The sequence below is a fragment of the Paraburkholderia sp. genome (genome assembly GCF_036488795.1).
Lineage (GTDB): Bacteria > Pseudomonadota > Gammaproteobacteria > Burkholderiales > Burkholderiaceae > Paraburkholderia.
In genome coordinates this window covers 1-13,081 of the sequence record NZ_DASXHA010000176.1, presented here as the reverse complement: position 1 = coordinate 13,081, position 13,081 = coordinate 1, and the positions used below count along the sequence as shown (strand labels likewise).

The window sequence follows — 13,081 nt, the reverse complement described above, 5'->3', positions numbered from 1 at the left end:
GCTCTCGGCTGCGCTCGATCTGCAACAGGAGTCGCTGACCTGTTTTCTGAACGGCGACGGCCATGACGACGTGCGACAGGCCGGGCGTGTCTCAGGTTGGTACTTCCCCGCGCCGTACGGCATCTATGCCACTGCGGACGGCTTCATCGCACTGTCGCTGAGTTCTCTGGACAGCATTTATCAGATCCTCCAGATCCCGGAAAACGAGCGAATCCCCGTAAAGCGGGCATTCGACGCGCAGCGCGAAATCTCCGCCTTGCTCGGGCGCCGTCTTGCGCAGCACACGACGGAGCACTGGGTGCCACTGTTCGAGCAGCATCATGTTTGGCACGCGAGGGTCAACGACTATGCGCAGGTCGTCGCCGATCCGCAGGTGCGCCACCTGAAGAGCTTCCAGACGCTCGAAGGTGCGACCGGCACCCCGGTGACGCTCGTCAATCATCCGGTGCGCTACGACGGGAGCGCGCCGGCTATCCGCACGCCGCCGCCACGATTGGGCGCGCACACGATCGACATCCTGTCGGAGGCCGGAATGAACCGGCCGATGATCGACTCGCTGCTGGCGGACGGCGTAATCGCAGTTGCCGAGGACTCTCGAGCCGTTGCGGCGGACGCGGCGAAAAGCAGAGTGGCTTGAAGCGGTGATCAAGCGATCCATACGGCGAGCGGACGGTACCCGTCAACGAGAACAGGGGCAGCAGGCATGAGTGACAGCTATAGGGAAGTCAGTACGGATGTGCTGGTCGTTGGCAGCGGTGGCGCTGCGCTGCGCGCTGCGCTCGAGGCGCACTCCAGCGGCGCTGACGTGCTGATCGTGATCAAAGGAGAATTTCGCAAAAGCGGCGCGACGTTTCATAGCGTAGCTGAAGTAGGCGCCTTCAATGTGCCGGACGGAGCAGGCGACGCCAGCGACAGTCCAGACGTTTTTCTCGCCGATATCCTGCATGCCGCGCAAGGCATGGCCGACCCGCGCCTGAGCGCGATTCTCGCGAACGAAGCGCACGACTCGCTGCGCTACCTCGAACAGTACGGCGTAAAGTTCGAGCGCGAGGATGACCACTACCTGGTTTTTCGCGCATGCTTTTCTTCCAGGCCGCGCTCGCATGTGATTCAGGAGCACTTCAAACCCATTGTGAAATCGCTGGGGGCCGAAGCTTCGCGGCGTGGCATCAAGGTCATGGACCGGTTGATGATCGTCGACCTGCTTTCGCAGGACGGCGAATGTCTTGGCGCATACGCGATCGATTCCGACGGAAATCCGCTGCTGATCCGTGCGAAGTCGACGATTCTTACCACCGGCGGCGCAAGTCAGCTGTTCGCCCAAAATCTGTATCCGCCGGATATTACCGGCGACGGTTATGCAATGGCTTATCGCGCGGGCGCGCGACTGGTCAACATGGAGTTCATGCAGGCCGGTGTGAGCGTGCTGACTCCTTTCGTCAACCTGTTCGGCAACTACCTGTGGGACGCGCAGCCCAATCTCACCGACCGCGATGGCAGGGCGTTCGTCGCTGACTATCTGCCGACGGGGATCCGCCAGGCTGATGTCATCCGGCAGAAAGAGCGGCACTTTCCGTTCAGTTCCAGCGACATCTCGCGCTACGTCGAAATTTCGATTCAGAAGGCACTCAACGATGGCCGCGGCACGGCTGAAGGCGGCGTATTTCTCGACTTCGCCGGATGTGATCTGGAATCGATACTGTCCGACAAGAGCCGCAGCATCGCAAGGATGTGGCCGCTAACCTGCCAATGGTACAAGGAGCACGGTGTCGACCTCTATCAGGACAGAGTGCAGATCACCTGTTCCGCGCATGCGATCAACGGCGGTTTGTATATCGACGAAAACGCCCAGTCCAATCTCAAGGGTCTGTTCGCGGCGGGCGAGGTGGCAGCGGGCCCGCATGGCGCCGACCGTCTCGGCGGCAATATGGCCGTGACGTGTCAGGTGTTCGGCCGCCGGGCGGGCCTCGCCGCGGCCGAACGCGCGAAAAATATGACCCATCGCGCGACTACCGGCGCCGTGGACGAAGCCCGGACGGTCGCCACGCAATTTCGCCGAACGGGCAGGCACACGGTGGACGAACTGAAGGCACGGATTCAGCAGTGTGCAAACCGGTATTTGCTGATCGTGCGCGACGAAGCCGGGCTTCAGACCTTCACCCGTGTCTGCAGGGAGACGCGAGACCAGTTGTTTCAGGACACGGTGATCGGTACGCCGTCCGAGCTCGTGCGGGGCATCGAATTGGCGAACTTGATCCAGATCGGTGAATTGATGGCTTGCGCATCGCTTGCCAGACGGGAGAGTCGCGGCGGTCATTACCGCGAAGACTTTCCTGAGCGCAACCCGGACTTCGCCAGCAACATATTCCTCGATCGGAACGTGCCTGAAGGTCTCTGGTTCGGGCGGCTGGCGGATCTGCGGTCGTAAGTCAGCGGCCTGAAGCCGTTCACCACGAGCTACCGGCGCCGTCGCCCTTGCCACTTCTGCGCAAGCCGTCGATCAGCAGATTAACGACCTTGCTTTCGTCCGCCACACGTATCCGCGCACCGGTCACGAGCTGGCGGTACCACATGCGGCCCATCAGCATATCGATGGCAGTCTCGCTATCGGCGCCATCGGGTAGCTCACCACGCTCGATTGCATGATCGATGATCGCAACGGCCAAGCGCCTGCGTGGAAGAATGAAGCGTTCGTGCAGCAGCGTCGCGAGTTCGGGATCCTGGATCGCGCCGGCGATCAGCAGCGGAATCACCTTGCCGGCACCTTTGATGCCCGCGACCCAGTTTCGATAGAGGATGCATAGATCTTCAGCGAGACTGCTCGACTGCGGCTCTGGCATCGGCCAGCCACGATTCGCTTCGTCCAGCACCGCTATGACCAGATCGGATCGCGATTTCCAACGTCGATACAACGTCATCTTGCCGACGCCCGCGCGCAGCGCGACCTTCTCCATCGTGAGGCCGTTATAGCCTTCGTCAATCAGAACCGCCGATGCCGCGCGCACGATGTCCCGCTCGGTTTCCGGGTTGCGAGGGCGTCCCGCCCGGGGAGTGTCGGCTGACGGTTCGGCGTCAAAGGTCGCTGGTCTCTGGGTCATCTTCGGGTCGAGTGAAAAAGGCTAACGATAGTCTAGTGCAGTAAATGAACGCAGGTGCGGAAAGTCCGACGATGCACTTTGCGCGAACTGTCGGCGAAGCGGCCGGTTGGATTCGGGATCGACGGGCGACGCGGTACGGGAAAGTCCTAGGTTCCGCGTATATGTCGCTGCTCGACGCACCGCAGCATCCGCCGCGCGCACGCATCCTTTCTTTCGGTCAGCCAGCTCCCACGCCCGCGCGCTGTTCACCAGGAGCCGTTTGCGCGACCGCACAACACGCTTTGCGCACGTGGCACTGCTGCATCGCACTGCATTGCGCGCCAGACATTCGCTCCAAATCGTCCTTGAAAAACCGGCCAACTTAATTACGATACATGTGCGTATCGTAATTAAGCGCAGTTGTTCATTCAGGGCCAATCAGGGAGCACGTCATGTCGAAGCAAGCAGTTCTTCAGAAGTTTCCACAAGTTGATCATCATCAGGCTACCGGCGAGCTAGCCAGCGTGTATGAAGACATCCATAGCACGCTGCGAGTGCCATGGGTCGCGTTTGGCATTCGCGTGATGTCGCAGTTCGAGCATTTCGTTCCCGCGGCATGGGCCGCGCTAAAGCCGCAGATCTCGACACGCTACGCCGAAGCGGGCGCAGACAAGGTTCGCGAAGCGTCGATCATTCCGGGACCAGCGCCCGCCGACCCCACGCCGAAGCTGCTACAGGCCGGCTGGACAAGCGCGGATATCGCCGAACTGAAGCTGGCGCTGGATCTGCTCAACTATGGCAATCCGAAATACCTGAACCTGATATCCGCATGGAACGAAGCGTGGCATCAGCGCGATGCAGGCGGACGTACCAACAAGCCATTGTCGGGCACCCAGGCAGAGCTTCTGCCGTACGGCCTGCCGGAAGGCATCGAAAAATTCCATTTGCTCGATCCGGACGAGTGCGACGACCGTACCCAGCGTGTGCTGCGCGACATTCGCGACGCGTCGCTGCATCATGGTCCAGCGAGCGACTATCGCGTGCTCGCGAAGTGGCCCGATTACCTCGAAATCGCGTACGAAGAAGCGCTCAAACCGGTCGCGATAACGGCCGAGTACGACCATACGTCGTGGAAGATCCGCAAGATCGCGCGCGAACATATTCGCGGCTTTGCGAAACCCGGCGGTGTTGCATGGCGTGATCTGACCGAGAAGCTGTCGCCGGAACAGATCGCCGGATTGACCGGACTGCTCTTCATGTATAACCGCTTCATCGCCGATATCACGATCGCGATCATCCGGCTGAAGCAGGCATTCGACGGTGAGAAGGACGCCACCGAAAACAAGTTCCCAGTCTGATCGGAGCCGGTGCTGGCGTGAACTCATCCGGAGCGCCAGCATCATCGACGCTTTGTCCGCTTTGCCGTATCGAGGAGCGCATCATGACACTTCATGGCGAGATGACCGACGCCGTTACCCTGCCGTCGCACACGTTGCGACGAGCCCGGCTGTCGAGCCTGATTGGCAGCGTGATCGAATGGTACGACTTCTTCATCTACGGAACGGCGGCGGCCCTGGTGTTTGGCCATCTGTTCTTCCCAAACTCGAGTCCACTCGCCGGCACCATGGCGAGCTTCGGCACCTTCGCGATAGGTTTCGTCGCGCGGCCGCTGGGTGGCATCATCTTCGGACATTTTGGCGACCGGCTCGGCCGTCGCGCAGTGCTGGTGGCGACGCTCAGCGTCATGGGACTGTCGACGTGTCTGGTCGGGCTGCTACCGACGTACACATCGATCGGTATCTGGGCGCCGATCCTGCTGACGTTGCTGCGCTTCGCGCAAGGCGTCGCACTGGGCGGCGAATGGGGCGGTGCGGTGTTGATGGTGGTCGAGCACGCTCCGGCGAACCGGCGTGGTTGGCACAGCGCGTGGCCGCAGATGGGTGTGCCGCTCGGGTTGCTCGTCGCAACCGGTGTGATCGCGCTGGTTGCCGCGCTGTCCAAAGGGCACTTTGAAACATGGGGCTGGCGGGTGCCGTTCCTGCTGAGCATCGTGCTGGTCGGTGTCGGTCTGTTCATTCGCCTTACCGTCGAGGAGACGCCGGTATTCAAGGACATGACTGAAAAGAAAACTGTTACGCGTTATCCGGTGCTCGAAGTCATGACGCGCAACAAGAAGCGCGTGCTTCTCACGATTGGCGCGCGCTTCGCGGAGAATGGATCGTTCTTTATCTTCAGCGTTTTCAGCCTGACGTATGCGACGCAGCATTTGCACGTGCCACGTTATGTGATCCTCGGCGCAGTGGTCACAGGCGCGATCGTGACTGTATTCACGATTCCACTGTTCGGGTGGCTAAGCGATCGCTTCGGTCGACGGCCTGTTTTCATCGGCGGGGTAACGTTCACTCTCCTTTTCGCGTTTCCTTTCTTCTGGCTGCTCGAAACCACGCAACCGTTGCTCATCCTGCTCGCGTTAGTGCTCGCGCTTGCCATCGGCTGGGCAGCGATGTACGCGCCGCAAGCCGCCTACTTCTCCGAGCTCTTTGAACCGCAGGTGCGGTATTCCGGCATGTCGATCGGCGCGCAGTTGGTGGCAATCTTCGCAGGCGGCCCGTCGCCGCTCATTGCGACAGCCGGCATCGCATTCTCAGGTGGTTCCTCATGGCCGATCTCGGTATGGCTCGTGCTGGTCTCGGTGATATCGCTGATAGCGCTGATGCTCGCGCCCGAAACGGTGGGGCGCGACTTGGGGCAGCGCGAAGATGCCGACGAGATGGGAGGTCATCGCCGTGTAGCGCATGCATGACTTCTTTGTCGGCTTCACATGTCGAGCTTCTCACCCGCGCGGCGTATTCCCCTGAAAACGCCGCGTGACGCATCGACGAAGCCACGCATGCCCCGGGTCGTTCTGATAACGCTCCTGCCAGTACAGCGAGATCTGGATGGGCGGCACCGCAACCGGCATCTGCCGGATCACGAGTCCATCGCCACCTAGCATCTGCGCGACTCTCTGCGGGATATTGGCGATCAGATCGGACTGGGCGACGACGAACGGCGCGGCCAGGTAGCTGGCCGCGTGATTCGCGCCCAGGCGATGACCGCCTTTGCGCTGCTGCTCGCCAACGTCGTTCTGCTCTATCTGCTGATGTAGCGCAAGCCTCGCATGCCGCGCTCTCGCATCGTGCGACGGGCGCGCGGCGAGCTCGCAGCGCGCTGCATCCGGCTGCTCGAAATCCCACCCATCAAACACCTTTCATACGGCCGGTCCACCGCACGCGCCGAGGCGGTCTCGCGAGTCGACGAGCGAAACCGGAACGGTCGGTCCACCGCCAGGCAGGCCCAAATCGCCTTGCGGTTACCGGTAACGCCATCCTAATTGCATGACCGGAACTCAGTCGCTATACTGCCTCGGCGGTCCATTGGCCTGACCACATCGATTGGCCTGACCACGAACGAGTTGAAGCAGACTGTCCGACATGTATAGCGTCCGCGCCCGCGCAGACGCGTTCGCAGGAGGCGTGCTGTGACAAAGTCGCGTCGCGCCTCCTGATAAGCAGAATGAAAGGAGACGACAAGATGTTCCGTAAAGGAATGCAGGTCAGGACCTTGCTGGCCATGCTTGCTTGCATGATCGGAGGCGCCGCGCACGCGCAGGTGGCAACCGGTGATACGTCGCAGAAAAAGATCGCGCTGTCCAACAGCTTCGCGGGCAACGCGTGGCGACAGTCGATGCTCAAGAGCTGGAATGCCGTCTCGCAGCAGGCGGTCGCCGACAAGAAAGTCGCCAGCGCGCCGGCCTTCAACACCGCCGAGAACCAGGTGACGGAGCAGGCGCAGCAGATCCAGAATCTCATCTTGCAAGGCTACAACGCGATCGTCATCGACGCGGTGTCGCCCACGGCGCTCAATGGTACGATCAAGAAGGCCTGCGCGGCCGGGGTCGTGGTCGTGTCGTTCGACGGCGTCGTCGACGAGCCCTGCGCGTATCGCGTGAACTTCGATTTCAAGGGCTGGGCCGAGCAGGACGTCGACTTTCTGGCCAACCGGCTCAACGGCAAGGGCAACATTCTCGAGGTGCGCGGCGTGGCCGGCATTTCGGTCGACAACCTGATGCACGAAGGCGTGCTCGAAGGGCTCAAGAAACATCCTGGCCTGAAGCTGGTCGGATCGGTCAACGGCGACTGGACGCAATCGGTCGCGCAGAAAGCCGTCGCGGGCGTTCTTCCGACGCTGCCGCAAGTCGATGGCGTCGCGACCGAGGGCGAGATGTCGTTCGGCATCGCGCAGGCGTTCAAGGCTGGCAATCGGCCCGTGCCTCCGATGATCATCGGCAGCACATATCCCGAGCTTCAGTGGTGGAGCGAACAGGCAAAGGCCGGCTATCAGTCGCGCTCGCTGTCCAATCCGCCGGGCGCGGTGACTTTCGCGTTCTGGGTCGCGCAACAGGTGCTCGCGGGCAAGAAGATTCCGAAGGACGTGACGATCAACGTGCCGCTGCTCGCGATCTCACAACAGGAATTGCCGGCCACGCTCGCAGCCACCCCACCGGGCGGAATCGCCGACGTGACCTACACGTTGCCGCAGACCGTGGCCTTGCTTGACAAGAAATAAGCGCATCGAGACGCCACCCATGGAGACATGCGAATGGGCGCAACATCCAGTCAACAGGACAGCGAGGCGCTGATCCGCTTCGAAGGCATCGGCAAGACGTTCGGGCGCGTGCGCGCGCTCACGGACATCGACTTCGCGTTCCTGCCCGGCGAGTGTGTGGGCATTGCCGGGCACAACGGCGCGGGCAAATCGACGCTGATGTCGGTGCTCGCGGGCGTGTACGCGCCGACGCAAGGGCGCATCGAAGTGGACGGGCGGGACGCGCCGGACTACGACGCGAATGCCGCCCGCAATGCAGGCGTGCGCTGCGTGTTTCAGGAGCTGTCGTTATGCGCGAACCTGACCGTGGCCGAGAACATGACCGTCGTGCATCCGCATTTGCATGGGCGCGGCTGGCGACGCAAAGCCACCGCGCTGATGCGTGAGACGCTCGACGAAATCTTTCCGGAGCACGGTCTGAAGGGCGGCGAACTCGTCTCCGATCTCACCCTCACGCAGCAGCAAATGGTGGAGATCGCGCGCGCGTTCACGGTCACCGACACGCCGGTGCGTCTGGTGATTCTCGACGAGCCGACGTCGTCGCTGGATGCGCATACGGCCGAACAGTTGCTCGCTTTCGTGCGCCGCGCGGCTGCTGAGCGCGGCATCACCTGTCTGCTCATCACGCACATGCTCGGCGAAATCGAGCGCGTGGCGGACCGCGTGATGGTGATGCGCGACGGCGGTATCGTCGGCGTACTGCCGCGCGCGCAATCGAGCCGCGCGTCGATCATTCAGGCGATGGGCCAGCATCTGGAAGACGACGAGTCGCCGGCCACGGCGCCCACGCGCAACGCGCGCGGCGACGACGCACATTTCCGCTGGAACGTCGGCGCGAAAAAGCACACCGCGATCGAGGCGGCGCGCGGTGAGATCGTCGGCTTCGCGGGGCTCGCGGGGCAAGGGCAGACCGAAGCGCTGCTGTCCATCTACGACGCCGCGACGCGCCACGGCGCGGCGCGCACGAAGGTCGCATTCGTCGCGGGCGACCGTGGGCGCGACGGCGTGTTTCCGGTCTGGTCAATCGCGCAGAACCTCGATCTGCGCTGGCTGCTGGGCGGTGCAAAACGCAAGCGCGGTCTCGTCGACCTGGCTGCGGCGCGCGAACTCGTCGAAGCGTGGCGCGCCCGGATCGGCATACGCGGCGCGTCCATGAACGCAGGCATCCTTTCGCTTTCAGGCGGCAATCAACAGAAGGTGCTGTTCGCGCGCGCGCTCGCCTGCGACGCCGGCCTGATCCTGATGGACGATCCCACCCGCGGCGTCGATGTCGGCACCAAGCGAGACATCTATCAGCTGGTGCACGAAGAAGCCGCGAAGGGCCGCACGTTCATCTGGTACACCACGGAAAACGAAGAACTGTCGCACTGCGACCGCACGTACGTATTCCGCTCCGGCGGCGTGACACGCGTGCTTCATGCCGACGAATGCACTGAAGAGGCACTGCTCGCCGCGAGCTTCGAGGAGCAAGCCGCATGACATTCGCTATCACCCAGGCGCGCTTGCGCGCGTTGCTTCCCGCCATCTCGCTGGTCGCCGTGCTGGTGCCGATCGCCATCATGCAGCCCACGGTGATGAGTTACTTCGGCTCGAGCCTGCTGCTGAATCTCGCCGTGCCGATCGTACTGGCGACCCTCGCCCAACTCGCCATCGTGACCGTCAACGATCTGGACCTGTCGATCGGGCCATTCGTCAGTCTGGTCGCGTGCATCGGCGCGACGCTGCTGGTCAGGCAGCCGTGGCTCGGCGCGCTCGCGCTGGTTGGCTGCGTGCTCGCGTATGCGGCGGTCGGCGCGCTTATCGAGTTGCGCCAGATCCCGTCCATCGTCGTGACGCTCGGACTGTCGTTCGTATGGAGCGGTCTTGCGATTGTGCTGCTGCCGTCGCCTGGCGGCACGAGTCCCGAGTGGCTGGGCACGGCGATGGGCTACCAGACGCCGCTCATCGCGTCGCCGATCGTGTGGTCGGTGGTGATTGCGCTGGCCGGGCATCTGCTGCTGATGCGCTCGTCGGCCGGCGTGCGCGTTCGCGGCGCGGGCGGCAATCCGCGCGCGATGCGCCGCTTCGGCTGGTCGCTCGTGCGCAGCAAGGCGACGCTATACGGCGTCGCGGGCGTGTTCGGCGTGCTGTCGGGCCTGTCGCTGCTCGGCCTGACGACTTCCGCCGATGCCAATCTCGCGCTGCGCTATACGCTGCTGTCGATTGCCGCGGTGATACTCGGCGGCGGTGAATTCATCGGCGGGCGCGTTTCGGTGATCGGCGCGGTGCTTGGCGCGATCACGCTCACGCTTGCTGCATCGTTTCTCGCTTTCCTGAACATCTCGGCGGACTGGCAGGTCGGCATGCAGGGCGCCATCCTGATCGTCGTGTTGTCGTTGCGCGTGCTGCTGCAACGCGGAGAACGCCGGTGAAAACGCAAAGTTCGAGCGAGCCGGTCGTGTCCCGGGACAACACCTGGGCGCGCCTCAGGAGCATTCAGGCGCCGTGGGCCTGGTCGTTTGTCGGCACGGTGCTGGTGTGGTTCGGCATCGTCGGCGTGTTCGGCTTCGGCATCGCGAGCAATGTCGCGCAGACAGCGCTGACCTACGGCGTCTTCATGGTGCTCGTCGGTCTGGGGCAGATGCTGGTCATCACGTCGGGCGTCGGCAACATCGACCTGTCGGTGCCGTCGACGATCGCGCTCGCCGGGGTCGTCGGCATGCACGTGATGGGCAGCGCAAACGGACGCATCGCATTGGGCGTGGCGGCGGTGCTGGGCGTGGGCATCGTCGTCGGCGTCGCCAATTACATGCTGATTCGGCTGCTGCGCATCCCGCCTATCATCGCGACGCTGTCGTCGAGCTTCATCATTCAGTCGGTCGCGATCACGCAAGGGCGCCAGTTGCCGCCGCCACCGCCGGCGCTGGGCGCTTTCGCCACGGGCCGCGTTCTGCAGGTGCCGTATATCGCGCTGCTTGCGCTCGCGTTGTCGGTCGCGCTCGCGGTGCTGCTGCATCGCGCAGTGTATGGCCGCAGTCTTTCCGCTGTCGGCCAGAACGCGCGGGCCGCGTGGCTCGCGGGCGTCAACGTGCACCGGACGCGCTGCGTTGCCTACGTGCTGTCGGCGATGATCGCGTCGCTCACGGCGCTGCTGCTTGCGGCGACATCCGGCGGCGCATCGCTCGACATGGGCGTCGAGTACATGCTCATTTCGATCGCCGTGGTCGTGATCGGCGGCACGCTGGTGACGGGCGGCAAGGCGACCATCGTCGGTGTATGGGGCGCGTCGATGTTCCTCTTTCTCACCAACGCGGCGCTCAACGCGGTTGGCGCGGATGCAGGGGTGCGCTCCATCGTCTACGGGGTGCTGATCATTTCAGTGACAGTGGCGGCGGGCGGCAAAGCATTGCGATAACAGCGCTCGTGACAGCCAATACAGCAGAAGGGCAAGCAGACATGAAGAGCACCGACTTCGAAGTACATGACCCGCGTTTCAGGCTGCTGCTTCAGCCCAATGCCTTTCTGACGCGGCTGACGAACGAATGCCTGTGGGCGGAAGGCCCGGTCTATTTCCCGGCCACGGACCTTCTCATCTGGAGCGACATACCGAACAACCGCATGATGCGTTGGGCGCCCGGCATGGGCGTGGGCGTGTATCGCGCGCCATCCAATTACAGCAATGGCAACACGCGTGACCGCGAAGGGCGGCTCGTGACCTGCGAGCACGGCACGCGGCGCGTGACGCGCACCGAACACGACGGAACCGTGTCCGTGCTCGCGTCGCACTTCGAAGGCAAGCGCCTGAACTCTCCGAACGATGTCGTGGTGGATTCCAAAGGCGACATCTGGTTCACCGACCCCGACTACGGCATTTTGAGCGACTACGAAGGCTATCGGGCCGACAGCGAGATCGGCCGCTGCAACGTCTATCGCATCGGCGCTCAAAGTACACAGGTGGAACTGGTGTGCGATGACTTCGCGAAGCCGAACGGTCTCGCGTTCTCGCCGGACGAGAGCCGGCTGTATATCACGGATTCCGCTGCTTCGCACGACGACTCGGCGCCGCGCCACATCCGCGTATTCGACGTGACGAGCGAAGGGGGCCTGCACAACGGGCGAGTATTTGCGCAAATGCAAAGCGGGGTGCCGGACGGCATGCGCATCGACGAGCGCGGCAACGTCTGGACCAGCGCGGAAGACGGCGTGCATTGCTACGCGCCCGATGGCGCGCTTCTCGGCAAGATCCTGATACCGGAAGTCGTGGCCAATCTGACCTTCGGCGGACTGAACCGCAACTGTCTGTTCATCGCCGCGACGGCGTCCATTTATTCGCTACATGTGGGCGTGCGCGGCGCGGGCCGCTGAAGCGCTCTAACACTCTGACAGGAGACAACACGTGCAGATCAACAAGCTGGCTCTCTCGCTGTGCATGGCCGTAGTAACCGCTGCCGCATCCGCCGGCGCATCGGCGCAGGTCGCAACAGGCGACACCTCGTCCATGAAGATTGCGCTGTCGAATAACTATGCCGGCAACAGCTGGCGTCAGCAGATGCTGCAGAGCTGGGCGAATGTGGCGGATCCGGCGGTCAAGCAGAAGATCGTCGCGGCCGCGCCCAGCTTCACCACCGCGGAAAGCCAGGCAACCGAGCAGGTGCAGCAGATCCAGAACCTGATCCTGCAGGGCTTCAAGGCGATTGCGGTCGATTCGGTGTCGCCCACCGCGCTCAATGGCGTGATCAAGCAGGCGTGCGGCGCGGGCGTGACGGTCGTATCGTTCGACGGCATCGCGACCGAGCCGTGCGCCTATCGCATCGCCGTGGACTTTCAGGGCATGGGCCGCATGCAGGTCGACTATCTGGCCAAGCGTCTGAACGGCAAGGGCAACCTGCTGGAGATTCGCGGGCTCGCGGGCGTCTCGGTAGACGACGAGATTCATCAGGGCATGGTCGATGAACTGAAAAAGTATCCGGGCCTGAAGGTCGTCGGTTCGGTGCATGGTGACTGGACGCAGACGGTCGCACAAAAGCAGGTCGCGGGTGTGTTGCCGACCTTGCCGAAGATCGATGGCGTGCTCACGCAAGGCGGCGACGGCTTCGGTGCGGCGCAGGCGATCAAGGCGGCGGGACGGCCGACGCCGATTATCATTCTTGGCAACCGCCAGGAAGAACTCGCATGGTGGGCCGAGCAGAGAAAGAGCGGCTACGAGACGATGTCGGTGACCATTCCGCCCGGCGCGTCGTCGTTCGCGTTCTGGGTGACGCAGCAGATTCTCGCGGGCAAGAAGGTGCCGCATGACATTCGCATGCCGGTGCTCGAAGTGAAGCCTGATGAGCTGGACGCGGTGCTGGCAAAGACGCCGCCCGGCGCGCTCGCGAACA

General features: G+C 63.1%; 12 protein-coding genes. 10 read left to right on the top strand and 2 right to left on the bottom strand.

All coding sequences use genetic code 11. The features are described 5' to 3' along the window. Positions 1-637, top strand: a 637-nt coding sequence (locus VGH41_RS25935; RefSeq protein WP_331600528.1) for a CoA transferase, incomplete at its 5' end; no start/stop codon positions are given. Positions 638-703: 66 nt separating this feature from the next. Further along, positions 704-2,428, top strand: coding sequence for an FAD-binding protein (locus VGH41_RS25930; protein WP_331600527.1), 1,725 nt, complete (start codon positions 704-706; stop codon positions 2,426-2,428). A gap of 19 nt (positions 2,429-2,447) precedes the next feature. Here VGH41_RS25930 and VGH41_RS25925 read toward each other — a convergent pair whose 3' ends face one another. Next, the gene (locus VGH41_RS25925; RefSeq protein ID WP_331600526.1) at positions 2,448-3,098 is read right to left on the bottom strand and encodes a TetR/AcrR family transcriptional regulator; all 651 of its coding nucleotides are present in this window, start codon (positions 3,096-3,098) and stop codon (positions 2,448-2,450) included. 431 nt (positions 3,099-3,529) lie between these two features. On the opposite strand from VGH41_RS25925, the gene VGH41_RS25920 reads away from it, so the two are divergent. Together VGH41_RS25920 and VGH41_RS25915 are read left to right on the top strand one after the other, a co-directional pair. Then, positions 3,530-4,435, top strand: a complete 906-nt coding sequence (locus tag VGH41_RS25920) for a halocarboxylic acid dehydrogenase DehI family protein (RefSeq protein WP_331600525.1) — start codon at positions 3,530-3,532, stop codon at positions 4,433-4,435. A gap of 83 nt (positions 4,436-4,518) precedes the next feature. Continuing rightward, positions 4,519-5,880 carry an MFS transporter gene (locus VGH41_RS25915; protein WP_331600524.1) on the top strand — a complete coding sequence of 454 codons (1,362 nt, stop codon included), beginning with the start codon at positions 4,519-4,521 and terminating at the stop codon, positions 5,878-5,880. Between the two features lie 30 nt (positions 5,881-5,910). On the opposite strand, the gene VGH41_RS25910 is transcribed toward VGH41_RS25915, so the two are convergent. Next, positions 5,911-6,324, bottom strand: coding sequence for a hypothetical protein (locus VGH41_RS25910; RefSeq protein ID WP_331600523.1), 414 nt, complete (start codon positions 6,322-6,324; stop codon positions 5,911-5,913). A gap of 326 nt (positions 6,325-6,650) precedes the next feature. Here VGH41_RS25910 and VGH41_RS25905 point away from each other — a divergent pair, with 326 nt between their 5' ends. The 6 genes from VGH41_RS25905 to VGH41_RS25880 form a co-directional block, all read left to right on the top strand. Then, positions 6,651-7,685 (top strand): substrate-binding domain-containing protein, encoded by a 1,035-nt coding sequence (locus VGH41_RS25905; protein WP_331600522.1) that lies wholly within the window; start codon positions 6,651-6,653, stop codon positions 7,683-7,685. Between the two features lie 33 nt (positions 7,686-7,718). Beyond that, a complete protein-coding gene (locus tag VGH41_RS25900; protein WP_331600521.1) occupies positions 7,719-9,203 on the top strand; it encodes a sugar ABC transporter ATP-binding protein in 1,485 nt (494 codons plus the stop codon). Beyond that, positions 9,200-10,135 carry an ABC transporter permease gene (locus VGH41_RS25895; protein WP_331600520.1) on the top strand — a complete coding sequence of 312 codons (936 nt, stop codon included), beginning with the start codon at positions 9,200-9,202 and terminating at the stop codon, positions 10,133-10,135. The genes VGH41_RS25900 and VGH41_RS25895 overlap by 4 nt, the downstream gene beginning before the upstream one ends. Next, positions 10,132-11,118 carry an ABC transporter permease gene (locus tag VGH41_RS25890; protein ID WP_331600519.1) on the top strand — a complete coding sequence of 329 codons (987 nt, stop codon included), beginning with the start codon at positions 10,132-10,134 and terminating at the stop codon, positions 11,116-11,118. Before VGH41_RS25895 ends, VGH41_RS25890 begins: the two co-directional genes overlap by 4 nt. Positions 11,119-11,159: 41 nt before the next feature. After that, a complete protein-coding gene (locus tag VGH41_RS25885; RefSeq protein ID WP_331600517.1) occupies positions 11,160-12,068 on the top strand; it encodes an SMP-30/gluconolactonase/LRE family protein in 909 nt (302 codons plus the stop codon). A 64-nt stretch (positions 12,069-12,132) separates the two neighbouring features. After that, the coding region (locus tag VGH41_RS25880; RefSeq protein WP_414696721.1) for an ABC transporter substrate-binding protein at positions 12,133-13,081 on the top strand (949 nt) is incomplete at its 3' end.

Excerpts from the sequence above, each read along its gene's own strand:
- VGH41_RS25930 (WP_331600527.1), top strand. The coding sequence starts at position 704 with ATGAGTGACAGCTATAGGGAAGTCAGTACGGATGTGCTGGTCGTTGGC.
- VGH41_RS25925 (WP_331600526.1), bottom strand. The coding sequence starts at position 3,098 with ATGACCCAGAGACCAGCGACCTTTGACGCCGAACCGTCAGCCGACACT.
- VGH41_RS25920 (WP_331600525.1), top strand. The coding sequence starts at position 3,530 with ATGTCGAAGCAAGCAGTTCTTCAGAAGTTTCCACAAGTTGATCATCAT.
- VGH41_RS25915 (WP_331600524.1), top strand. The coding sequence starts at position 4,519 with ATGACACTTCATGGCGAGATGACCGACGCCGTTACCCTGCCGTCGCAC.
- VGH41_RS25905 (WP_331600522.1), top strand. The coding sequence starts at position 6,651 with ATGTTCCGTAAAGGAATGCAGGTCAGGACCTTGCTGGCCATGCTTGCT.
- VGH41_RS25900 (WP_331600521.1), top strand. The coding sequence starts at position 7,719 with ATGGGCGCAACATCCAGTCAACAGGACAGCGAGGCGCTGATCCGCTTC.
- VGH41_RS25895 (WP_331600520.1), top strand. The coding sequence starts at position 9,200 with ATGACATTCGCTATCACCCAGGCGCGCTTGCGCGCGTTGCTTCCCGCC.
- VGH41_RS25885 (WP_331600517.1), top strand. The coding sequence starts at position 11,160 with ATGAAGAGCACCGACTTCGAAGTACATGACCCGCGTTTCAGGCTGCTG.